Source organism: Streptomyces sp. 840.1, from assembly GCF_003751445.1.
GTDB lineage: Bacteria > Actinomycetota > Actinomycetes > Streptomycetales > Streptomycetaceae > Streptomyces.
Genome location: NZ_RJUU01000003.1, coordinates 866,163 through 886,698, shown reverse-complemented (window position 1 = coordinate 886,698; position 20,536 = coordinate 866,163). Strand labels below are relative to the sequence as shown.

Genomic DNA, 20,536 nt, shown 5'->3' with positions numbered 1-20,536 from the left:
GCCGACGGCGTGGCGGGATAGTGTGCCCCGGTGACAACGCACTCGAACGTATCTGCGGGATGGTATCCGGATCCGCATGGCGCGCCCCAGCTGCTGCGCTACTGGGACGGATCCCAGTGGACCGAGCACACCAACCCGGCGGGCGGGCAGCAGCAGACTCCGGCCCAGGGCCAGGCCCCTGCCCAGGCGCAGGTGCCGCAGCAGCAGGCCCCGCAGCACCAGCAGCAGGCGGGCGGTCAGCAGTACGGGCAGCAGCAGGCCCCCGCCCAGCAGCAGTACCAGCAGCAGGCTCCCGCCCAGCAGGCCGCGATGCCGCAGCAGGGTGCTCACCCTCAGCAGGGCGGCGGTCCGGGTGCGGGCTCGCTCTTCAACCAGCAGGTCCTGGTGGTGAACCAGAAGGCCAAGCTGATCGAGGTCACCAACGAGTACAGCGTCTTCGACCAGCACGGCAACACTGTCGGCTCGGTCGTCGAGGTCGGTCAGAGCGCGCTCCGCAAGGTGGTGCGGTTCCTCAGCAGCATCGACCAGTACATGACCCACCGTCTTGAGATCCGTGACGCCTACGGTCAGCCGCAGCTGCTGCTCACCCGCCCGGCGAAGTTCATCAAGTCCAAGGTCATCGTCCAGCGCCCCGACGGGCAGCCGGTCGGCGAGATCGTCCAGCAGAACGCCATCGGCAAGATCAACTTCGCGATCATGGTCGACGGGCAGCAGGTCGGCGCGATCAAGGCGGAGAACTGGCGTGCCTGGAACTTCGCGATCGTCGACCACAACGACGCCGAGATAGCCCGGATCACCAAGACCTGGGAAGGCCTCGCCAAGACGCTGTTCACCACGGCGGACAACTACGTGCTGCAGATCCACTACCAGCTGCCCGAGCCGCTGCTCAGCCTGGTGGTCGCGACTGCGCTGACCGTGGACACCGCACTCAAGCAGGACTCCCGCGGCCTCGGCTGAGCCGCGAACCCGCACGCGAGACCGCCCGCGCCCCCTCACCCGACACGGTGAGGGGGCGCGGGCGGTCTGCCGCGTTCAGTCCGCAGGGCGCTCCGGTTTCGTGTCCGGCGGCCCCAGCCTGGCGAACACCGCCGCCAGGATCACCGCCGCCAGCGCCCCGGCGGCCACGCCGCTGCCGAAGACGGTCCGGGCCCACACCGGCATCCCCGCGTACATCTCGGGAGCGAAGACCGGCAGCAGCCCGACACAGAGCGCGAGCGCGACCACGATGCCGTTGGTGCCGTTCGTGAGGTCCTCGCGGCTGAGCATGCCGAACCCCATAGTCGCGATCACCGCGTAGATGATCAGGCCCGCCGCGCCGACCACCGGCTCCGGGATGGCCGCGAGCAGCCGGGTGAGCGGTGTGATGAGCCCGCACAGGATCAGCAGCACCCCCGCGCCCGCAGTCACGAACCGGCTGCGCACCCGGGTGAGCTGGACGATGCCGATGTTCTCCGCACTGGTCACCATCAGCGAGGTGCCGAAGATCCCGGCGCCCAGTGAGGTCACGGCGTCCGCGCGGGAGATCCGCGGGACGTCCCGGGCCGGGTCGGGGGTCCGCCCCACCGCCTCGCTGTTCAGGACGGTCTGCCCGGTCGCCTCGGCCAGTGAGGCGAGCGCGAACACCAGCAGCGGTACCGCCGCCAGCAGATCGAAATGCGGCGTGCCGTACGGGAACGGGTCGGGCAGCGCGAACGTACTGCCGTGCGCCATGTGGAACGCCGTACCGCTCACGGCGGCGACGAGCGTTCCTCCCACGAGACCGAAGAGCACCGACATCTGCCGCCAGACACCGCGCATGAACAGGAAGAACAGGGCGATGATGCCGAGCGTGGCGAAGCCGAGCCCCGGTCCCGAGGCGATCATCGGCGCGGTGATCTTGATCATGTTGATGCCGATCAGGACCACCGTGGTGCCCATCACCAGAGGCGGGAAGAACCGCACCAGCCGTCCGTAGAGCGGCAGCACGGCGATCAGGAAGACCGCCGCGATCAGTACCGAACCCGAGGCGGTGGCGGGCCCGTGCTCCTTGGCGACCTGGAGGAAGATCGCCACCGCCGCGCCGCCGGGCAGCATCAGGAACGGCAGCCGGGCGCCGACGCGCAGCGCCCGTACGCCCAGCGACTGGAGCAGTGCGCCGATGCCGCAGAGCACGAGCGTGGCGCTGAGCAGCGACGCGGTCTGGGACGCGGTCAGCGACAGCGTCGTGCCGATCAGGATCACCGAGGAGACGGGGGCGGCCACCCCGGCCAGCAGGTGCTGGAACGCGAGCGGAACCAGCCGGGGGAGCGGGAGCCGCTCGTCGACGGGTGCGACGGAGGGGGCCGGCGCGTCGGCGGTCGTGTCGGGGGCGGCCGTTTCGGGGACGGGGGAGGCCATGGTCCGGCTCAGCCCTTCGGGACGTCGAGCCAGGGGAGTTCCCCGGCCGAGTAACGGTAGGAGCGGAACACGGCGTTGGGCTCGGACGGGAACAGCTTGCGCACTTCCTCTTCGCTGTAGCCGCCGAAGAACGGCACGATGTACTCCCAGCACAGATAGCCGTCCTGGGTGACCTCGAAGAGCCGTCCGGCCGGGGAGTCCGTCACGAGCGTGTTCCCGTTCGGCAGCCGCTGGGCGCTTCCCATGAACGGGGCGAAGAACGACTCGCGCGCCGGGTCGTGGTACTCCCAGACAATGGTGCCACTCGACCGCTCGATCTCGATGACCCGGCTGAACGGCACGTCCCAGCGCGGCCGGAAGACGCCGTTGTCGAAGACCAGGAAGTTGCCGTTCTCCAGCTCGGTCGGGCAGTGCTGCTGCGATACGACCCCGGGCCCGCTGCGCCAGATGATCTCGCCCGTCTCCCGGCTGATGACGATCACGGCGGACGCGGAGCGCAGGCTCGCCAGGATGTTGCCGTCGCTCGTCGGCAGCACGCTGTTGATCAGCGGGTAGTGCTCGCGCGAGTAGTCGGGGTGCAGGGGGAACGCCTCGCGGTCGAGGTGCTCGGAGACCTTCCACTCCCAGACCGTGCGGCCCTCGGCGTCCACCTCGACGATGGTGTCCGCCCAGACCGTGCCGTCCGGCTCCGAGCCGGGTACCCCGCCCCGGACCGAGGCGGCGGCCTCGCCGGTCAGCGGCTCCAGCGCCGCGTACAGCAGCCGGCCGTCGCCGTAGTGGTACGCGTCGTGGTGCTGGTAGCGGTCGCGGTGCTCGCGCACGACGGTGCCGTCGGGGGTGATCTCCTGCATGATCCCGCCGCGGTACTTGTGCCACATCGGGAAGAGCGCCGGCTCGTCCGGGAGGACGCCGCTGTAGGCGAGGTTGCCGTTGGGCAGGATCCTGGCGTGCCGCCCCGGCCGGTGCGGGAGGTCCCACCGGTGGACGACCTCGCCGCGCATGTCGATGAGGTACACCTCGCCGCTGCCGGTCAGCGGGGCGAAGAGGGTGTACCCGCCGTAGGAGGCCTCCTCGTCCAGGGCTATGAGCCCGGTGCCACGGCGCCGTCGCTGGTTCTGGTCCACGAGGGGCATGGATCGGTCCTCCCGGTTAACTTTATTAGGTGGGACTTAAAAGGTTAACCGGACCGGTAGGCTGCTGGCTGCCCCGCCGGCTGTGGTGTGCGGCACGCGGGACACGGAGTGAGTGAGATGAGCGAGGCGGACACGCCCCAGGTCGGCCCGGGAATTCGCCGACGGCGCCGCGCCCTTGAACTGACCCTCGCGGAGGTCGCGCGGCGGGCCGGGCTCTCCACGCCCTTCCTCAGCCAGATCGAGAACGGCCGCTCCCGGCCGAGCATGGGTTCGCTCCAGCGCATCGCGGACGCGCTCGACACGACCGCGGTCCAGCTGCTGGCCACGGCGGAGGCGCCCCGCCCCGTCGATGTGGTGCGCGGCGCCTCCGCGTCCGTGCGGGAGACCGGTGCGGAGGGCGGCGACGGCCTGATGCGCCCCCTGGTACGCGGCCACCAGCGCCTGCACGCCCTGGAGTTCACCGGGGACCACGACTGGGGCCGCGAGTTCAGGCACCGCAACGACGAGATCCTGTACGTCGCGGACGGCGGGGCCGAGGTCGAGGCGGACGGCAACTTCTACCGCCTGGAGCGGGGTGACACGCTCTACTGCGCGGGAGGCCTCGTCCACCGCTGGCGCCCGATCGAACCCGGCACCCGGGTCCTGGTCGTCGGCATCGCGGACCACGTACAGGCGACGGACGAGCAGACCGGCTGACGAGGCCCGCACCGGGGCGGCGCGGCCTCGTCAGCCGGGAGGCCCTGGGGCCTGACAGTTTGAAGACAGGGCCTAGCCGTCCAGGCGGTGCACGCCGAACACGGCGCCCTGGGGGTCCCGGACCACGGCGATCCGCGGGCCCTGCGCAATGGTCGTGGGCGGCATCAGCAGTTCGCCGCCGGCCCCCTTCGCCGCTTCGGCGCTCGCGTCCACGTCCGCGACGACGAAGTACGGCAGCCAGTGCGGCGGCACCTCGGGCGGGAACTTCTCGTCCATCGTCAGCACACCGCCGAAGTCCGCCCCGTCGATGCCCCACTGGGGGTACGACTCCGAGGCGCTGACCGTCCAGCCGAGCACGGCCGGATAGAAGGTGAGCGCCGGTCCGGCATCGCGGGTGACGAGCTCGGCCCAGCCCAGCGTGCCCGGGTCGTTGAACAGGTCGGCGCCCGCGAACGCGCGCCCCTGCCACAGCGAGAACACCGCGCCGGACGGGTCCGCGGCCACCGCGAACCTGCCCTGGTCGAAGATGTCCATCGGGCCGACCAGCAGTGAACCGCCCGCCGCCGTCACCTTCTGGGCCGAGGAGTCCACGTCCCCGGTGGCGAAGGAGACCGTCCAGGCCGGCGGCTGCCCCGGCTGGTAGACGGGGCTGAGCGCGGCGACGCGGGACTCACCGAGGTGCGCCGTCGTGTAGCCGCCCGCCTCCTCGCGCGGATCGGTCTCGCACCGCCAGCCGAAGAGCCTCTCGTAGAACGACTTGGCCGCCGGGACGTCCGAGGTGCTGAGCTCGATCCAGCAGGGGCCACCGCGCACCGGTGCCGTGAGTTTCATTCGGATTCCTCCGCGCCTGTCTCGTTCCGTGTGATTTCACTGCCGGTGTGAACGCTATGGCCGTGCGCGGCGGCGGGCCATCGGGGCGAGATACCGATCCAAGTGTTTTATAGGTGTAATACCTGCTAACGTATTTGAGTGAGTGATACAACTGCACGGCCGCGCAAGCAGCCCTCCGTCCACCGGCTCCCGCTGGCGGCACCGCTGCGACTGGCCCGGCCCTCGGACATGTGGCTCAAACCGGCCTCCAGCGTGGTCGTGGCGACCGCGATACCCAACCTGGTGCTGTTCTCCGTCGACCGCCTCGACCTGGTGATGTACACGATGGCCGGCTCGCTCTGCGCGCTGTACGGCCACAGCCTGCCGTACGCGCGGCGCGCCAGGTCCGTCGCCGGGGTCGTCCTCGGGATGCTCGCCGGCCTTGCGGTGTCCCTGGTCACCGCGTCGCTGACCGGTTCCACCGCCGTCCTGATCGCCGTCGGCGCGCTCCTGGCGGCCGGGCAGAAGCTGTTCTGCGACGCGACCCGGATCGGGCCCCCGGGACCGCTGATCTTCACCTTCGTCAGCTCCGCCGCACTGTTCGCCCCGCAGCACCTGGGCCAGGTGCCCGGCCACCTCGCCCTGACCCTCGGCGCGGGCGCGGTCTCCTGGCTGGTCACCGTCGCCGGACCCGCGCTCGTGCGCCGCGAAGGGCCCGAGCGCCACGCGACCGCCCGCGCCCTGAACGCGGCCGCGGCCCACGCCGCCGACCCCGGCCACGGCACCCGGCGCGCCGCGGTCGCCGCGGTGCACGCGGCCTGGCAGACGCTCCTCGCCGCCGGACGCCCCACCCCCGTACGCCGTGCGCTGGAACGCCTCGTGGTGCACGCGGAGGCCGCACTCGCCGCCGACGGGGGAGCCCCCGCCACTACCGACCCCGCCGTGCTGCGTGACTGGGCCGCCCGGACCCGGGCCCGGGGGCCGGTGCCCACCCCGCCGGCCGCCCCCGGCACAGCCGCCGAACTCTTCGGCATCGAGGCCGAACGCGCGGTACTGCGACCCACCGGCCCCGGCGAGGCGCGCCGCGCGCTGCTCCGCCGCCTCGGCCCCGGATCCCCGCTGCTGCCCATCGCGGCCCGTGCCCTGATCGGCTGCGCCCTGGCCGGCTACGTCTCGTCGGCCGCCGGCGTCGGCCGCCCCTACTGGGCGATCGTCACCGCCGCCTCCCTCTACCAGGCCAACGTCACGCTCTCCTGGAACCGGACACTCCAGCGCACCGTCGGCAACCTCATCGGCGTCCTGGTCTTCGCGGCGGTGCTGCCGGTGACCCGGACCGGCCCGCTGGCCCTGATCGGCTTCTGCCTCTTCTTCAGCTTCGCCGCCGAGGCCCTGATCACCCGTAACTACTGGCTCGGCTCCGTCGCCGTGACCCCGATGGCCCTGCTCGTCCTGGAGTACGCCGGAAGCCACCCCGCCGGTGAACTCATGGGCGACCGGGTCCTGGACACCGTCATCGGCGCCTCGGCCGGATTCCTCGCCGCGATGCTCGTCACCAACCGGCGCGCCGCAGGCCGGGTCGAAGCGGCCCTCGCCGCCGCCGAACTGGCCCGCGCCCACGCCGTGCAGACCCTCGCCGCCCCCGGCCGGAGCCCCGCCGCACTCGAGGCCGCCCGCCGCAGGCTCACCGGATCCCTGGTCGAGCTGCGCGACGCGGACGACACGGCGGCCGGCGAATGGTGGCAGCGCGACCTGCCCCAGGAGGAGGTACTCGCCGCCGAGCAGGCCGGACACCGTACGCTCGCGGCGACAGCAATGCGGCAGGGGCTGATCGCCCCGGCCCCGGAGAACGGAGCGGTGTGACCGACGACATCGTCGCCTCGGTGGTACGGCAGTGGCGGGCAGTCAACCCGGAGCTCGACACCGGGCCCATGGAGCTCATCGGCCGGATCAACCGCTGTGCCGCCCTGCTCCAGCAGGCCGAGGACGCTCCGCTGCGGGCGGCCGGACTGAGCCGCGCCGAGTTCGACCTCCTCGGCGCGGTACGCCGCACCGACCGTGAGCTCACCCCCGGCGAACTGGCCAGGGAGACGTTCTCCTCCGGCGCTGCCGTGACCAAACGCCTCCGGGTCCTCCAGGAGCGCGGCCTCATCGACCGCCGCAGCGACGCCCGCGACCGCCGGGTCGCACACGTGCGGCTCACCGACGAGGGCCGCGCCCTCGTCGACGGACTGCTGCCGCAGCAACTGGCCTACGAACGCGCGGTGCTCTCCGGCCTCGACGCGGAGTCCAGGGACCGGCTCAGCGCGCAGCTCAGCGAGCTCCTGGTACAGCTGGAGGGGCGCATCGGCGGGGCCCGCCGCTGACCTGCCGGAGTGCGGCGGACCGCCGCAGCTCCCCGGCGTGGCGCACCAGTGCGGCGTCGTCGCCCCGGTCGGCGGGGGTGCAGGCCGTGAGCGCGAGCAGATCTCGCCGGCCCGCGCCGGCCAGCGGGACGGCGACCGTGTGCACGCCCGGCACCGGCCGGCCCCGGCCGACCGCGTATCCGCACGCGCGGATCTCCGCCAGCTCGTCGAGCAGCGCCGACCGTGAGCCGCCCGGCCGGCCGTCCCCGTCCAGCCGCTCCAGCGGGTAGAGGGCGCAGACCTGTTCCGCGGTCATCCGGGAGAGCAGCAGCCTGCCGCCCGAGGTGGCGTACGCGGGGTAGGTGCGGCCCGTCTCCGGCACGACCCGCACCGGCTGCCGGGACTCGCGGCCGTCGGTGACGAGGATCCGGTCCCCGACGAGCGTGACGCTCTGCACGGTCTCGCCGGTGCGCCGCAGCGCGTCGTCCAGTACCGCACCGACCTGTGCCCGGTCCCCGGCGCCGAACCCGGCGGGCCGGCCCAGCGCCATGAGTTCGGGGCCGGGTGAGTAGCCGCGGCCCGAGGCGTCCCGGATCACGAAGCCGCGTCCTTCCAGAGTGCTGAGTACCCGGTGCGCGGTGGAGCGCCCGACGGAGAGCCGTGCGGCCGCCCCGGAGACGGTGAGCGAGTCATCCGTGAGGAACAGCCGCAACAGCCGCAGCCCGGTGTCGAGTGACTCGATGGTGTAGTCCCGCGTCGGCCCCATGAGATGTCCGTTCCCCTGTTCGTTCGGGCGGCGACCACGCGCTTCACTCGCGTGTCGGTCAGAAATCTGTTCCTTTCGATCCGCTTCGATCACATGTGCCCCTGTACCGCTGTCCGGTACGAACTGGACCGCAGGGGAGCCGACCTGGTCGCCATTCTCTTCAGGTCACCATATCCGGCAGGGTAGTTGAGCCCGTGCTGCGCTGCGGTGCCCGCATATCCGTCCTTCACAGCGGGACGCCGAGGGGTGATTCCTCCGGAATCCGCCGTCCCGTCACTCCCCGCGCACGCTCGGAGGCGGTGCGTGCAAAACCCGCGAGTGTATTACCGCTGGAGTGCTCGCGCAGGGGGTTGGGTGAATGTGCCGAAGCACTGTTTCGATCTGACTAAGCTCACGCGCAGTGAAGTCGAGTTGATGTGAATTCGAGCGCTTGTTCCCAACTGCCCTGTAAGCGCTGTACTTCCTGAATACTCCCCCGAGTCAACCGCCAGAGGTTTTAGATGGTTCGTGTTGAATCACCGCCGATCGACCGAGAAACACCTGTCGTCCGCGCCGTGTTGCTGCCCGTTGTCGTGATGGCGGGCGCGACCGCCGCAGCCGTCGCGCTGGTTTCCGGGGCCGCGCGGATACCAGTCGTCGCGTGCGGCGCTCTCACCACCGTCGTGGTCGCCGTGCTCACCGCCGAACTGGCCCGCCGCGCCCGGACGATCCGCCGGCAGCGTGCCCAGTTCGAGCACCGCTGCGCGGGCCTGGAACGCCGCCTGGCCAACCACGACGAAGAGACCGTACGGATCAGCAAGGAGCTGCTGCCCGCCGCGATCCACCGGCTCCGGGTGGGCAACTCCCCGGACGAGGTGCTGCGCGACGTCGTGGACGCCGACCCGGTCTACCGGCATCTGCCCGACGCCCAGCGCTCCCTCGTCTACACGGTGCTGGACATCATCGACAACGAGGAGGCGACGCGTGACTCCGCGCAGCGCGCCTTCGTCAACGTCGCCCGCCGGGTCCAGGCGATCGTCCACCGGCAGGCCAGTGAGCTGCGGGAGATGGAGGAGCACCACGGGCGCAACCCCGACGTCTTCGACGACCTGCTCCGCATCGACCACGGCACCGCGCTGATCGGCCGGCTCGCGGACTCCATCGCCGTGCTCGGCGGTGCCCGTCCCAGCCGCCAGTGGCCCAAGCCCGTACCGCTGTTCAGTGTGCTGCGCGGCGCCATGTCGCGGATCCTGGAGTACCCGCGCGTCGATCTGCACTCGATCGCCAAGGTCGCCATCATCGGCACCGCGGTCGAACCGCTCATCCACGCCTGCGCCGAACTCCTCGACAACGCCACCCGGTACTCGCCGCCGCAGACCCGCGTGCACGTCACCGCGGTCGAGGTGCAGACCGGCATCGCCATCGAGATCGAGGACGGCGGCGTCAGCCTCAGCGAGGAGGCCCGCGCGCGGGCCGAGAACATGCTCGCCAGGGCCCAGGCCGGCTCCAGCATGAACGACCTCGGCGAGTCCCCGCGGCTCGGCATGGCGGTCGTCGGCCGGCTGTCGCGGATGTACGACCTCCAGGTCTCGCTGCGGCAGTCCGCGTACGGCGGTGTCCGCGCGGTGCTCATCGTGCCCCGCTCCATGATCACCACCGGCCCCGCGCCCGGTATCGCCCACGGCATCGGCGCCACGTCGCGGCCGACCAGCGACATCGACCTCGCGGACATGAAGCACGTCGTCCCGGCCCGCAGCACCCACCGCAAGCCCAGCCCGCTGGGCGCCCGCCCGGCCACCGGTCCGGTGGCACCCGCCACCCGCCCCTCGGCACCGGCCACCCGCCCCTCGGCCCCCGCCGGCCCGGCCATCGCCATGGAGGACGAGCTCCCCGTGGTGACGGAGTGGACCGCCGGCGGACTCCCGCAGCGCCGCAGCCGCGGCCGTGCGCCGCTCGGTTCCCACAACCTCCCCGCGCAGCCCGCAGATCCCACCGCGGGCCGGACCAACGGCTACGGAAACGGTCACGAGAACGGCAAGGAACCGCCGCCCGGGATCTGGCTGGAGGCGTTCACCAAGGGCGCCAACGGCGTTCCCCGGGACCCCGGGCCCGACGAAGACTCCGATGACGCGTGGGACAACAAGGGAGACCTGAAGTGATCCAGCAACGGGGCAACATGGACTGGATGCTCAAAGAGCTGGCCGACGACGTTCCGGACATCCACCAGATCGTGGTGCTCTCCGCGGACGGACTGCGCATCGCCCGGCACGGCGGCGACCCCGACGTCGCCGACCGCCTCGCGGCGGCCTGTGCTGGACTGCAGAGCCTGGCCGCGGCCGTCGCCTCGGAGATCCCGTACAGCGACGGCCGGATGCGGCTCGTCGTCATCGAGGTCACCGGCGGCTTCTTCTACCTGATGGCCGCGGGGGCCGGCGCGTATCTCGCCGTGCTCGCCGGTGAGACGGTGGACGCGGGGCTCGTCGGATCGCGGATGCGCGACATGGTCGTACGGATCGGCGCCCATCTGACGAGCCCGCCCCGGCACGACGGGCAGGCCGGATGAGTTCTATCCGACGAGAACGCCGCACGGTCGATCCGGCGCTGAGCGATCCGGAACGGCTCTACGTGATCACCGGCGATCCCGACGGCAGCGAGCGGGCCGCACTCGACCTGGTCACGATGGTGGTCTCGAAGTCACAGCCGACACCCACGGTCCAGCCCGAGCAGGCCGTGATCCTGCGGCTCTGCCAGGCCCCCTTATCCGTCGCGGAGATCTCCGCCTATCTCAGCCTGCCGTTCAGCGTGGTGACCTCGCTCCTCACCGAGCTCCTCGCGACCGAACTGATCGAATCGCGAGCGCCGATCATCCGCGCGACCCTCCCGGACAGGTCCCTCCTCGAAGCGGTGATGCATGGACTTCAGAAACTCTGACACGATCACGGGCCCACGGAGCGAGGACGTCCTGCCCACCACGGCCACCGCCGCGGTGAAGGTCGTGATCGTCGGCGGGTTCGGGGTCGGCAAGACGACGATGGTCGGATCGGTCAGCGAGATCCGGCCACTGACCACCGAAGAGACCATGACCCAGGCCGGCGTCGGCGTGGACGACAACTACGGCGTGGAGAGCAAGACCGCCACCACCGTCGCCATGGACTTCGGCCGGATCAGCATCAGCGAGGAGCTGATCCTCTATCTGTTCGGCACCCCCGGCCAGGAGCGCTTCTGGTTCCTCTGGAACGGCCTGTTCGAGGGAGCGCTGGGCGCCGTCGTCCTCATCGACACCCGCCGGCTGGAGGTCAGCTTCGACGTCATCGGACGACTGGAGGAACGCGGCGTCCCGTTCGTCGTCGCGATCAACACCTTCCCCGACGCGCCGAAACACCCCGTCGAGGCCCTGCGCAGCGCGCTGGACCTGCCCGACGAGGTCCCGATGGTCGACTGTGACGCCCGGCTGCGCCCTTCCAGCCGCGATGTGCTGATGACCCTGATGCGGTATCTGCACAGCGCGGCCGTTCCGCTCGGCTGACGTCCCGCACGCGTTCTGCGCACCCGTTTCGCGCGCCCCCACCGCGTACCCCAATCATCGTCCGCCCTTGGCAGTCTGATCCCTGGAGCGATCGTGACAACCCCATTTCACTACGAGCCCGGAGCGGCCACGGGGCCGGTTCCGCCCCCCGAGTGCCCGGCCCACGGCCTGGGCATCGGCCCCGGTGGCCTGCGACGGTTCTACGGCCCCGAGGCCGAGCAGGACCCGCACGGCCTGTACGACAAGCTGCGCGCGGAGCACGGTTCGGTGGCCCCCGTGCTGCTGCACGGCGACGTGCCGGCCTGGCTCGTCCTCGGGCACAGCGAGAACCTGCACATGACCCGTACGCCCTCGCAGTTCTCCCGCGACTCACGCCGCTGGCGAGCCCTGCAGGACGGGTCCGTCGCGCCCGACCACCCGCTGGCGCCGATCTTCACCTGGCAGCCGATCTGCGTCTTCGCGGACGGTGCCACCCATGAGCGCCAGCGCGGCGCCGTCACCGACTCCCTGAACCGGATCGACACCCGCGGCGTCCGCCGCCACGTCAACCGCTACAGCAACCGGCTCGTCAACGACTTCTGCCGGGAGGGCCGCGCCGACCTGGTCAGCGGCTTCGCCGAGCGGCTGCCGATGATGGTGATGTGCGCGATCCTCGGCATGCCCGAGGAGTACAACGACCGGATGGTGCAGGCCGCCCGCGACATGACACGGGGCACCGCCACCGCAGTGCAGAGCAACGCCTACGTGCTCGCCGCGCTGAGCCGCCTCGTCGAGCGGCGCCGCCGTGAACCCGCGGACGACTTCGCCACCTGGCTCGTCGAGCACCCCGCGGACATGAACGACCAGGAGGTCGCCGAGCATCTGCGACTCATCCTGATCGCCTCCTACGAGGCGACCACCAACCTGATCGCCAACGTGCTCCGCATGGTGCTCACCGACCCGCGGTTCCGGGCCAGGCTCAGCGGCGGCCACATGACCGTCCCCGAGGCGGTCGAGCAGACCCTGTGGGACGAGCCGCCGTTCACCGCCGTCTTCGGCCGCTGGGCGGTCGGCGACACCGAGCTGGGCGGGCAGCGCATCAAGGCGGGCGACGCCATGATCGTCGGTATCGCCCCCGCCAACACCGACCCGGTGGTACGGCCCGACCTCAACGCCAACATGGAGGGCAACCGCGCCCACCTCGCCTTCAGCGGCGGCCCGCACGAATGCCCGGGGCAGGACATCGGGCGCGCCATCGCGGACGTCGGCGTGGACGCGCTGCTGCTGCGGCTGCCCGACCTCGAACTCGCGGTGGACGAGAGCGAGCTCACGTGGGTCGGCAACATCATGGGCCGCCATCTGACCCAGCTCCCCGCCGAGTTCGCCTCGCGCCCGCCGCAGGACGACCGGGAACCGCCCTCCATGGGCAAGCCGAACCCGGCCCGCCAGGACTGGGAGGTGCAGTCGGCGGTCCGCCACACCGCACCGATCCCGGTCCGCGCATCCGTTCCGTCGGAACCGGCCGGCACCGCCCCGACCGGGGCGACCGTCGCGGCCGACGGCTCCGCCGCCGCGCCCGGTGAGGCGACGGGCCTCATCCCGCAGCAGCGCCGGCCCGCGGCCCCGGCCCGGATGTGGCGCGTCGTGACCCGCTGGTGGAACGGCCACTGACCGGCGGCGCCCGGTGACGACGGCCCGGCGGAAGCGGCCCCAGGTCCCTTCCGCCGGGCCGTCGTCACCGCGCGACGGCAGCACCGGCCCGTCGCGAGGGGCCCTCCGCGACACCCCCACGTACCATGCGGAAGCGTGAAGCTGACAATTCTGGGTGGCGGCGGGTTCCGGGTTCCTCTGGTGTACGGGGCACTGCTCGCCGACCACGCCGAGGGGCGGGTCTCCGCGGTCACCCTCTACGACACCGACGCCGACCGGCTCACCGCCGTCGCCCGGGTGCTGACCGAGCAGGCCGAGGGCATCGCGGACGCCCCGGCCGTCGTCGCCACCACCGAACTCGACGAGGCGCTGCGCGGCGCCGACTTCGTCTTCTCGGCGATCCGGGTCGGCGGGCTCGCGGGCCGGGCCGCCGACGAACGGGTCGCCCTCGACGAAGGCGTGCTCGGCCAGGAGACCGTCGGCGCCGGCGGGATCGCCTACGGACTGCGCACCGTGCCGGTCGCGGTCGACCTCGCCCGGCGCATCGCCCGGCTGGCCCCGAACGCCTGGGTCATCAACTTCACCAACCCGGCGGGTCTGGTGACCGAGGCGATGTCCGCCCACCTCGGCGACCGCGTCATCGGCATCTGCGACTCGCCGGTCGGCCTCGGCCGCCGCATCGCCCGGGTGCTCGGCGCCGACCCGGACCGGGCCCGGATCGACTACGTGGGCCTCAACCACCTCGGCTGGGTGCGCGGGCTGTACGTCGAGGGCCGGGACGAACTGCCGCGCCTGCTGGCCGACCCGGAGCTGCTCGGCTCGTTCGAGGAGGGGAAGCTGTTCGGCACCGACTGGCTGCGGTCCCTGGGCGCCGTCCCCAACGAGTACCTGCACTACTACTACTTCAACCGCGAGGCGGTCCGCGCCTACCAGGACGCGGAGCAGACCCGGGGCGCCTTCCTCCGGGAACAGCAGGAGGGCTTCTACGGCCGGATGAAGAAGGCGGACACCCCTGCCCTGGCCACCTGGGACCGCACCCGCGCGGAGCGCGAGGCCACCTACATGTCGGAGAACCGCGAGGTGGCGGGGGCCGGCGAGCGCGAGGCGAGCGACCTCGGCTCCGGGGGCTACGAGCAGGTCGCGCTCTCCCTCATGCGGGCCGTGGCCCGTAACGAACGGACCTCCCTGATCCTCAACGTCCGCAACCGCAGCACCCTTTCGGTGCTCGACGCGGACGCCGTCATCGAGGTGCCGTGCCTGGTGGACGCGAACGGCGCCCTCCCGGTCGCCGTCGACCCGCTCCCGTACCACGCGGTCGGGCTGGTCACCGCGGTGAAGGCCGTCGAACGCGCGGTGCTGGACGCGGCGTCGAGCGGCTCGCGCGCCGACGCCGTGAAGGCATTCGCCCTGCACCCGCTGGTCGACTCGGTCTCCGTCGCCCGGCGCCTGGTCGACGGCTACACCCGGGTCCACCCGGGCCTCTCCTACCTCGCATAAGGCCGCTCACCGGGCGGGCCACCCGGACCGGGAAGGCCTTCGGGCGGGCCGCAACCCGCCCGGTGGGTCGTGCCTGCTCCGCCCTGTCAGGGAGCGGAGGAGACACGCGGGCCGCCCGCGGACGTCCATGAGGGCGTTACCCCGGTCACCTGGCAGACCATCAGGTAGAGCGGGATGGGCGGCGTATAGGGGGTGCGGCTGTCGGGCCGGTGGATGAGCCGGGGCCGCACCGCCGGGACGTAGGCGCCGCGCGCGTACGCGGCCTGGGCGGGCCAGTCCAGTTCGAGGTCGGAGCCCGAGGGGACGATCCACCACCAGCGGTCCCCGTCGTCGAAGACGCAGCCGGTGCGCGGCAGATGAGACATCAGCCGGAAGCCGTACCGCGCCGGTACCCCCACCGCGTCGCATCCCAGGGTCGCCGTGAGGGCCGAGGGGAGCGGCAGCTGTACCCGGCCGCCACCGGGACGGCCCGGCTCACGGGGGCGGCGGGTTCCGAGGAGGTGGGACATCGCGTTCTTCAACATGTGTGCTCCGAGCCGTGCGGCAGTTCTGCCCAGACGATGCGCCCCGAGCCGTCCCCGGCGTCGCGGGACCCCCAGGCACTGCACATCGCGTCGACGAGCAGCAGGCCGCGTCCGTGCTCGTCGTCGGCGTTGCGGCACAACTGCGGCCCGCCGGGCTGGTGTCCTTGGTCCTGTACGGCTATCCGCAGCCGGTGGTCGAGGCAGCGCAGCTCGCACACGACGCGAGAGCTGTTGGTGTGCACCACCGCGTTGGTCACCAGCTCCGACACGATGAGGATCGCGGCGTCGTGCGCGTCGTCGTCCAGCCGCCACTCGTCCAGCCTGGCCCGGGTCAGCCGCCGGGCACCGGCCACCGACTCCGGTTGCGCGGGCAGCGCGAAGCAGTACCGGAGCGCTTCGGTCCCGGGGCTGAGGTCGACGAGCCGGGAGATGAGCGCACTGCCAGGTGCCACGACCGAATCCTCACAGTGGGGGCTGCGTCACGCTTCGCGATCTTGATGAAAAGAGGTGAGCGCGACTAGTGAACTGGTTCACTCACCAACTCTCCCCCTGTCGCGAACACTTGGCAAGGGGCACTCTGAAATTTCCAGAGTGGCTGTGTCTTTGACGGCACGCGCATGGCACACTGCTGGCAACAGCGCATGGGGAGGTCTGAAGTGAGTGAACCGCGGTCCGCCCCGACCGTGGGTCAGGTCGTTCTCGGCAAGCGCCTGCAGGATCTGCGGGAGCGTGTCGGCCTGAGCCGTGACCAGGCTGCGAAGGTGCTGCGCGTCGCGCCCGCGACGATACGCAGGCTGGAGACGGCCGAAGTCGCCCTCAAGATCGCCTATGTGCAGCTCCTGCTGAAGGCCTACGGGATCTCCGAGGAGGAGGCCGACGCCTTCGTCGTCCTCGCCGAGGAGGCCAACAAACCGGGCTGGTGGCAGCGTTTCCACGACGTGCTGCCCGACTGGTTCAGCATGTACGTCAGCCTGGAGGGCGCCGCGAGCCTGCTGCGCATGTACGAGCCGCACTTCGTCCCCGGTCTGCTGCAGACCGAGGACTACGCGCGCTCGGTGATGCGTACCGGAGCGGTCGGCCAGACCAGGCCCGAGGACATCGAACGCCATGTGGCGCTGCGGATGGAACGCCAGTCCCTGCTCACCCGGCCGGACGCCTCACGGCTCTGGGTCGTGATGGACGAGACGGTGCTCCGCCGTCCGGTGGGCAGCCCGGAGAACATGCGCGCCCAGATCGACCAGTTGCTCGAGGCGACCGAGATGCCGAACGTGACGCTCCAGATCGCCGAGTTCTCCACCGGCCACCACCCGGGCACCTACGGGCCCTTCGTGCTCTTCCGGTTCGCCGTCCCTGAGCTGCCCGACATGGTCTACAGCGAGTACCTGACCGGGGCCGTCTACTTCGACGCCCGCCCCGAGGTGGCCTCCTACCTGGAGGTCATGGACCGTATGGCGGCCCAGGCCGCGACTGCACAACGCACGAAGGAAATCCTCCGGGGCTTCCGCAAGGAGCTGTGATGACACCCATATACAACGGCATGCCGGCCGCCGAGCTCGGCGCCGAGGGCTGGTACAAGCCGTGGAGCGGCGGCAACGGCGGCAACTGTGTCGAGGCGATGAAGCTGTCCGACGGACGGATCGCCATGCGCCAGTCCGCCGACCCGGACGGCCCCGCCCTGATCTACACCCACCGCGAGATCGCCGCGTTCATCCAGGGAGCCAAGTCGGGCCAGGCGGACTTCCTGCTGACGTGACGGCCCGCCCGGCTGCCCGCCCGGCGCTCCCGCAGGCCACAATGGACCCATGTCCCGACGCACCTCCCACTCCCGGCGGCCGTCCTCCGCGAGGACCCGCCCCGCTCCCGCAGCCGTGATCACCGCGGCATCGCCGTGCCCGTGCGGACTGCCCGCCGAGTACGCCGCGTGCTGCGGGAGGCTGCACGCCGGGGCCGCCGCACCGACCTGTGAGGCGCTGATGCGCTCGCGGTACGCGGCCTTCGCCGTCCGGGACGCCGCCTATCTGCTGCGCACCTGGCACCCCGGCACCCGGCCGGACACCCTCGACCTGGATCCGGGGACGCGCTGGGAGCGGCTGGAGATCCTGGGGACGACGGAGGGCAGCGCCTTCCACACCACGGGCACGGTCACCTTCCGGGCGCACTTCAGGGACAACGGCCGCGCCGACTCGCTGTACGAGAAGAGCCGCTTCGTCCGGCACGGGGGCGCCTGGGTCTACGAGTCGGCGGTCGACACCGACTGACCTGCCGGGCACCGGCTGATCCGCCCGGCTCAGACCGGCGCGCCCGCCGGGGCGGCCGGGGACAGCTCCTGCGTGAGGTCCTCGGCCAGGAGCCGCTTGGCGATGACGTCGACCGCGGCGCGCAGGCGGACGTCGTCCGGGCGCTCGCCGTCGTGGCCGAGCTGGTCGTTGAGCCAGGTCGCCCAGGCGTCCGTGATGGTCGCGGCCTCCCTGCTGCCCGCGTCGGTGTGGGCGAAGAGGTGGCCGTCCCCGGTGAGGTAGCCCTCCTCGATCATCCGGTCGAAGACGGGCACCAGTACCTCCGGCGGAATGCGGTGCCGGGCCGCGATCAGCCGGAGCCCGGCATGGCCGACCATCCGGGTGAACAGCTCGACCTGCATCACCGCCCAGGCCCCCGCCATGTCGAGCCGGGTGTCCGATTCCGCGATGATCCGGCGGGCCGTGTCCGGGTCGACCCGCCGCAGGACCTTGGCCACCGAGAACTCCAGGAGCCGGGCCGAGTCCCCGGTGTTCGGTGAGGCGAATCCCTCGCCCATGTCGGTGGAGCCGGCCCGCACCGTGTCGCGCAGCTTCACCTCCTTGAGGAAGAGCGCGACGAGGAAGCCGAGCACCGCGACCGGCACCGTCCACAGGAACACCGTGTGCAGGGTGTCGGCGTACGCCTGGGCCAGCGGCGCCGACTGCGCGCCGGGCAGCGAGTGCAGGCCCTCCGGGCTCTGCGAGGCCTTCGCCAGCACCGCGGGGTTGCCGCCGGCCCGCGCCGCCGACGCGATCCCGTCCCTGAGGTTGGGGCCGAGCGTGTTGGCGTAGATCGTGCCGAACACCGCGGTGCCGAAGGCGCTGCCCAGGGTGCGGAAGAACGTCACGCCCGAGGTCGCCGTGCCCAGGTCCGAGTAGTCGACGGTGTTCTGCACCGCGATCGTCAGCACCTGCATGGACAGTCCGATGCCGAGCCCGAGCACCAGCATGTACAGGGACTCCAGCCACACCCCGCTGTCCGGGCCCATCCGGGAGAGCAGGAACAGACCGGCCGCCATGACCAGCGAGCCGACGATCGGGAAGATCCGGTAGCGGCCGGTCTTGCTGACCACGTTGCCGCTGACCACCGAAGCCACCAGCAGACCGATGACCATGGGCAGCGTCCGGACGCCGGAGAGGGTCGCGGAGTCCCCGTCCACGTACTGCAGGTACGTCGGCAGGAAGATCATCGCGCCGAGCATCGCGAATCCCACGATGAAGCTGAGGATCGAACAGACCGTGAAGACCGGGTTCCCGAACAGCCGCATCGGCAGCATCGGTTCCTTCGCCCGGAACTCCACGAGGCAGAAGAGCGCGAGCGCGACCAGCCCGAGTGCGAACAGGCCGATGATGACGGGGGAGCCCCAGGCGTACTGGTTGCCGCCCCAGCTCGTCGCCAGGATCAGGGAGCTCGCCCCGATCGTGACCATGGCGATGCCCAGGTAGTCGATGACCGGACGCCCCGCGGCCTTCACGGACGGGATGGTGCGGGCCGCGGCGATGACCACCACGATGGCGATCGGCACATTGACGTAGAACGCCCACCGCCAGGTCAGGTGGTCGGTGAACAGCCCGCCGAGCAGCGGCCCGATGACCGTGGAGACCCCGAACACGGCACCGATCGCACCCTGGTACTTGCCCCGGTCGCGCAGCGGGATGACGTCCGCGATCAGTGCCATCGAGGTGACCATGAGCCCGCCGGCCCCGATGCCCTGGAGACCCCGCCACACGATCAGCAGCGTCATGTTCGTCGCGAGGCCGCACAGGAACGAACCGGTGATGAAGATGATCGCGGACAGCTGGAAGACGATCTTCCGGCCGAACAGGTCGCCGAACTTCCCGACCAGGACCGTCGCCACCGTCTCGGCGAGCAGATACGCCGTGACCACCCAGGACATATGGGCGGCGCCCCCCAGATCCGAGACGATCGTGGGCAGCGCGGTCCCCACGATCGTCTGGTCCAGCGCGGCCAGCAGAATCCCCAGCACGATCGTGGCGAAGACGATGTTCCGGCGTCGCGGATCGAGCAGGGGCGGCGCGGCGGCACTCTGCGCGGCGGGGGCGGTCTCGCTGGCAGTGGTCACGTCTGCACCCTCACACCGCGCCCTGTCACCCGCATGCCGGGGGCGGCCGGACGTGTGGTCAGGCCAGCACATCCCGCAGGGAGGCCGTCATCCGGGTCACGAACGCCTCCCGCACCGGCTCCGCCACCCGGTCCAGCGAGAGATACGGATTGAGGTCCTCCAGCTCGGCGAGCAGCAGCTCACCGTCGGCCGTCCGGCACGCGTCGACCCGCTGGATGCCGTGGTCGAGGGTGTTCCACGCCACGAAGGACCGGGCGAACCCGAGGTCCTGCTCACTGGCCCCGTACGGCTCCAGCACCCACCGCCGGTCCGGGTGCGGCGCGTACAGCGCGTACTGGAAGTCGTGGTCGACGAAGTAGAAGGACACCTCGTAGCGGAAGTCGATCCGGGGCTGGACCAGCTGCGTCCCGTCCGCGTCGGGCGCCAGGGCGGGAGTGCGGACGAAGCGCAGGCCGACCGAGTCCGCGCCCAGCTTCGGCTTGACCACGTAGCCGTCGGCCTCCGGCAGCAGTCCCAGGTCCGCCACCCGGTCCACCGTCGGGATGACCGGATACCCGGCGCGGCTCAGGTCGACCAGGTACTGCTTGCCCGCCATGTCACCCCGCCCGGTCAGCGGGTTGTAGACCCGGGCGCCCAGCTCCCCGGCCCGTGCGCGGAACGCGTCGTAGGCGTCCTGGTAGTGCAGCACCGGGCCGCTGTTGCGTACGACGGCCACGTCGAAGCCGTCCAGCAGCGCGGCGGCGTCACGCGGATGGCAGAGCGCGGTGTCGAAGTCCGCTCGCAGCCGGGAGCTCAGGAAGATGTCCTCGTCGCAGTAGCGGCGCCCACGTGCCTCGTAGGCCAGATCGGTGACGAAGAGGACGGACGGGCGCGAGCCGGTGGCCATCGGGTTTCCCCC

Annotated in this window: 21 protein-coding genes; 13 read left to right on the top strand and 8 right to left on the bottom strand. The window is 71.4% G+C overall.

Annotated features, from left to right (window positions below; translation table 11 throughout):
- Positions 1 to 30 precede the first annotated feature (30 nt).
- A complete protein-coding gene (locus tag EDD93_RS36455) occupies positions 31 to 957 on the top strand; it encodes a phospholipid scramblase-related protein (RefSeq protein WP_123530776.1) in 927 nt (308 codons plus the stop codon).
- Between the two features lie 75 nt (positions 958 to 1,032).
- On the opposite strand, the gene EDD93_RS36450 is transcribed toward EDD93_RS36455, so the two are convergent.
- Positions 1,033 to 2,376, bottom strand: coding sequence for a uracil-xanthine permease family protein (locus tag EDD93_RS36450; RefSeq protein WP_123530774.1), 1,344 nt, complete (start codon positions 2,374 to 2,376; stop codon positions 1,033 to 1,035).
- A gap of 8 nt (positions 2,377 to 2,384) precedes the next feature.
- Positions 2,385 to 3,509, bottom strand: coding sequence for an aryl-sulfate sulfotransferase (locus tag EDD93_RS36445; protein ID WP_123530772.1), 1,125 nt, complete (start codon positions 3,507 to 3,509; stop codon positions 2,385 to 2,387).
- A gap of 117 nt (positions 3,510 to 3,626) precedes the next feature.
- Here EDD93_RS36445 and EDD93_RS36440 point away from each other — a divergent pair, with 117 nt between their 5' ends.
- The gene (locus tag EDD93_RS36440) at positions 3,627 to 4,205 is read left to right on the top strand and encodes a helix-turn-helix domain-containing protein (protein ID WP_123530770.1); all 579 of its coding nucleotides are present in this window, start codon (positions 3,627 to 3,629) and stop codon (positions 4,203 to 4,205) included.
- A gap of 72 nt (positions 4,206 to 4,277) precedes the next feature.
- Here EDD93_RS36440 and EDD93_RS36435 read toward each other — a convergent pair whose 3' ends face one another.
- A complete protein-coding gene (locus tag EDD93_RS36435; protein WP_123530768.1) occupies positions 4,278 to 5,036 on the bottom strand; it encodes a VOC family protein in 759 nt (252 codons plus the stop codon).
- Between the two features lie 138 nt (positions 5,037 to 5,174).
- Between EDD93_RS36435 and EDD93_RS36430 the strand changes: the two genes are divergently transcribed.
- Together EDD93_RS36430 and EDD93_RS36425 are read left to right on the top strand one after the other, a co-directional pair.
- The gene (locus tag EDD93_RS36430; protein WP_123530766.1) at positions 5,175 to 6,875 is read left to right on the top strand and encodes an FUSC family protein; all 1,701 of its coding nucleotides are present in this window, start codon (positions 5,175 to 5,177) and stop codon (positions 6,873 to 6,875) included.
- Entirely contained in the window at positions 6,872 to 7,378 is a 507-nt protein-coding gene (locus tag EDD93_RS36425; protein ID WP_123530764.1) for a MarR family winged helix-turn-helix transcriptional regulator, read from the top strand. The genes EDD93_RS36430 and EDD93_RS36425 overlap by 4 nt, the downstream gene beginning before the upstream one ends.
- Here EDD93_RS36425 and EDD93_RS36420 read toward each other — a convergent pair.
- Positions 7,326 to 8,123 carry an IclR family transcriptional regulator gene (locus tag EDD93_RS36420; protein WP_123530762.1) on the bottom strand — a complete coding sequence of 266 codons (798 nt, stop codon included), beginning with the start codon at positions 8,121 to 8,123 and terminating at the stop codon, positions 7,326 to 7,328. The two genes, EDD93_RS36425 and EDD93_RS36420, sit on opposite strands and share 53 nt — an antisense overlap.
- A 500-nt stretch (positions 8,124 to 8,623) precedes the next feature.
- Between EDD93_RS36420 and EDD93_RS36415 the strand changes: the two genes are divergently transcribed.
- The 6 genes from EDD93_RS36415 to EDD93_RS36390 all read left to right on the top strand — a co-directional run bounded on the left by EDD93_RS36415 (position 8,624) and on the right by EDD93_RS36390 (position 14,754).
- The gene (locus EDD93_RS36415) at positions 8,624 to 10,261 is read left to right on the top strand and encodes a sensor histidine kinase KdpD (protein WP_123530760.1); all 1,638 of its coding nucleotides are present in this window, start codon (positions 8,624 to 8,626) and stop codon (positions 10,259 to 10,261) included.
- Complete coding sequence (locus EDD93_RS36410) at positions 10,258 to 10,665, top strand: roadblock/LC7 domain-containing protein (RefSeq protein WP_024494673.1); 408 nt, start codon at positions 10,258 to 10,260, stop codon at positions 10,663 to 10,665. Before EDD93_RS36415 ends, EDD93_RS36410 begins: the two co-directional genes overlap by 4 nt.
- The gene (locus tag EDD93_RS36405; protein ID WP_123530758.1) at positions 10,662 to 11,033 is read left to right on the top strand and encodes a DUF742 domain-containing protein; all 372 of its coding nucleotides are present in this window, start codon (positions 10,662 to 10,664) and stop codon (positions 11,031 to 11,033) included. The genes EDD93_RS36410 and EDD93_RS36405 overlap by 4 nt, the downstream gene beginning before the upstream one ends.
- On the top strand, positions 11,014 to 11,628 hold the full coding sequence (locus EDD93_RS36400) for an ATP/GTP-binding protein (protein ID WP_123530756.1): 615 nt from the start codon (positions 11,014 to 11,016) through the stop codon (positions 11,626 to 11,628). Before EDD93_RS36405 ends, EDD93_RS36400 begins: the two co-directional genes overlap by 20 nt.
- 93 nt (positions 11,629 to 11,721) lie before the next feature.
- Positions 11,722 to 13,278 (top strand): cytochrome P450, encoded by a 1,557-nt coding sequence (locus tag EDD93_RS36395; protein WP_123530754.1) that lies wholly within the window; start codon positions 11,722 to 11,724, stop codon positions 13,276 to 13,278.
- A 135-nt stretch (positions 13,279 to 13,413) separates the two neighbouring features.
- Complete coding sequence (locus EDD93_RS36390; RefSeq protein WP_123530753.1) at positions 13,414 to 14,754, top strand: 6-phospho-beta-glucosidase; 1,341 nt, start codon at positions 13,414 to 13,416, stop codon at positions 14,752 to 14,754.
- Between the two features lie 86 nt (positions 14,755 to 14,840).
- On the opposite strand, the gene EDD93_RS36385 is transcribed toward EDD93_RS36390, so the two are convergent.
- Both EDD93_RS36385 and EDD93_RS36380 read right to left on the bottom strand, forming a co-directional pair.
- On the bottom strand, positions 14,841 to 15,278 hold the full coding sequence (locus EDD93_RS36385) for a hypothetical protein (RefSeq protein WP_123530751.1): 438 nt from the start codon (positions 15,276 to 15,278) through the stop codon (positions 14,841 to 14,843).
- Positions 15,272 to 15,730, bottom strand: a complete 459-nt coding sequence (locus EDD93_RS36380) for an ATP-binding protein (RefSeq protein WP_123530749.1) — start codon at positions 15,728 to 15,730, stop codon at positions 15,272 to 15,274. Before EDD93_RS36380 ends, EDD93_RS36385 begins: the two co-directional genes overlap by 7 nt.
- A 204-nt stretch (positions 15,731 to 15,934) precedes the next feature.
- On the opposite strand from EDD93_RS36380, the gene EDD93_RS36375 reads away from it, so the two are divergent.
- Genes EDD93_RS36375 through EDD93_RS36365 form a run of 3 tightly spaced genes read left to right on the top strand, consistent with a single transcriptional unit; the run spans position 15,935 to position 17,536 of the window.
- Positions 15,935 to 16,795, top strand: a complete 861-nt coding sequence (locus EDD93_RS36375; RefSeq protein ID WP_123530747.1) for a helix-turn-helix transcriptional regulator — start codon at positions 15,935 to 15,937, stop codon at positions 16,793 to 16,795.
- A complete protein-coding gene (locus EDD93_RS36370) occupies positions 16,795 to 17,031 on the top strand; it encodes a DUF397 domain-containing protein (RefSeq protein WP_123530745.1) in 237 nt (78 codons plus the stop codon). The genes EDD93_RS36375 and EDD93_RS36370 overlap by 1 nt, the downstream gene beginning before the upstream one ends.
- A gap of 49 nt (positions 17,032 to 17,080) precedes the next feature.
- Positions 17,081 to 17,536 (top strand): YchJ family protein, encoded by a 456-nt coding sequence (locus EDD93_RS36365; RefSeq protein WP_123530743.1) that lies wholly within the window; start codon positions 17,081 to 17,083, stop codon positions 17,534 to 17,536.
- A gap of 29 nt (positions 17,537 to 17,565) precedes the next feature.
- Here EDD93_RS36365 and EDD93_RS36360 read toward each other — a convergent pair whose 3' ends face one another.
- Positions 17,566 to 19,638, bottom strand: a complete 2,073-nt coding sequence (locus EDD93_RS36360) for an MDR family MFS transporter (RefSeq protein ID WP_123530741.1) — start codon at positions 19,636 to 19,638, stop codon at positions 17,566 to 17,568.
- Positions 19,639 to 19,696: 58 nt separating this feature from the next.
- On the bottom strand, positions 19,697 to 20,524 hold the full coding sequence (locus EDD93_RS36355) for a hypothetical protein (protein WP_123530739.1): 828 nt from the start codon (positions 20,522 to 20,524) through the stop codon (positions 19,697 to 19,699).
- Positions 20,525 to 20,536: the final 12 nt, after the last annotated feature.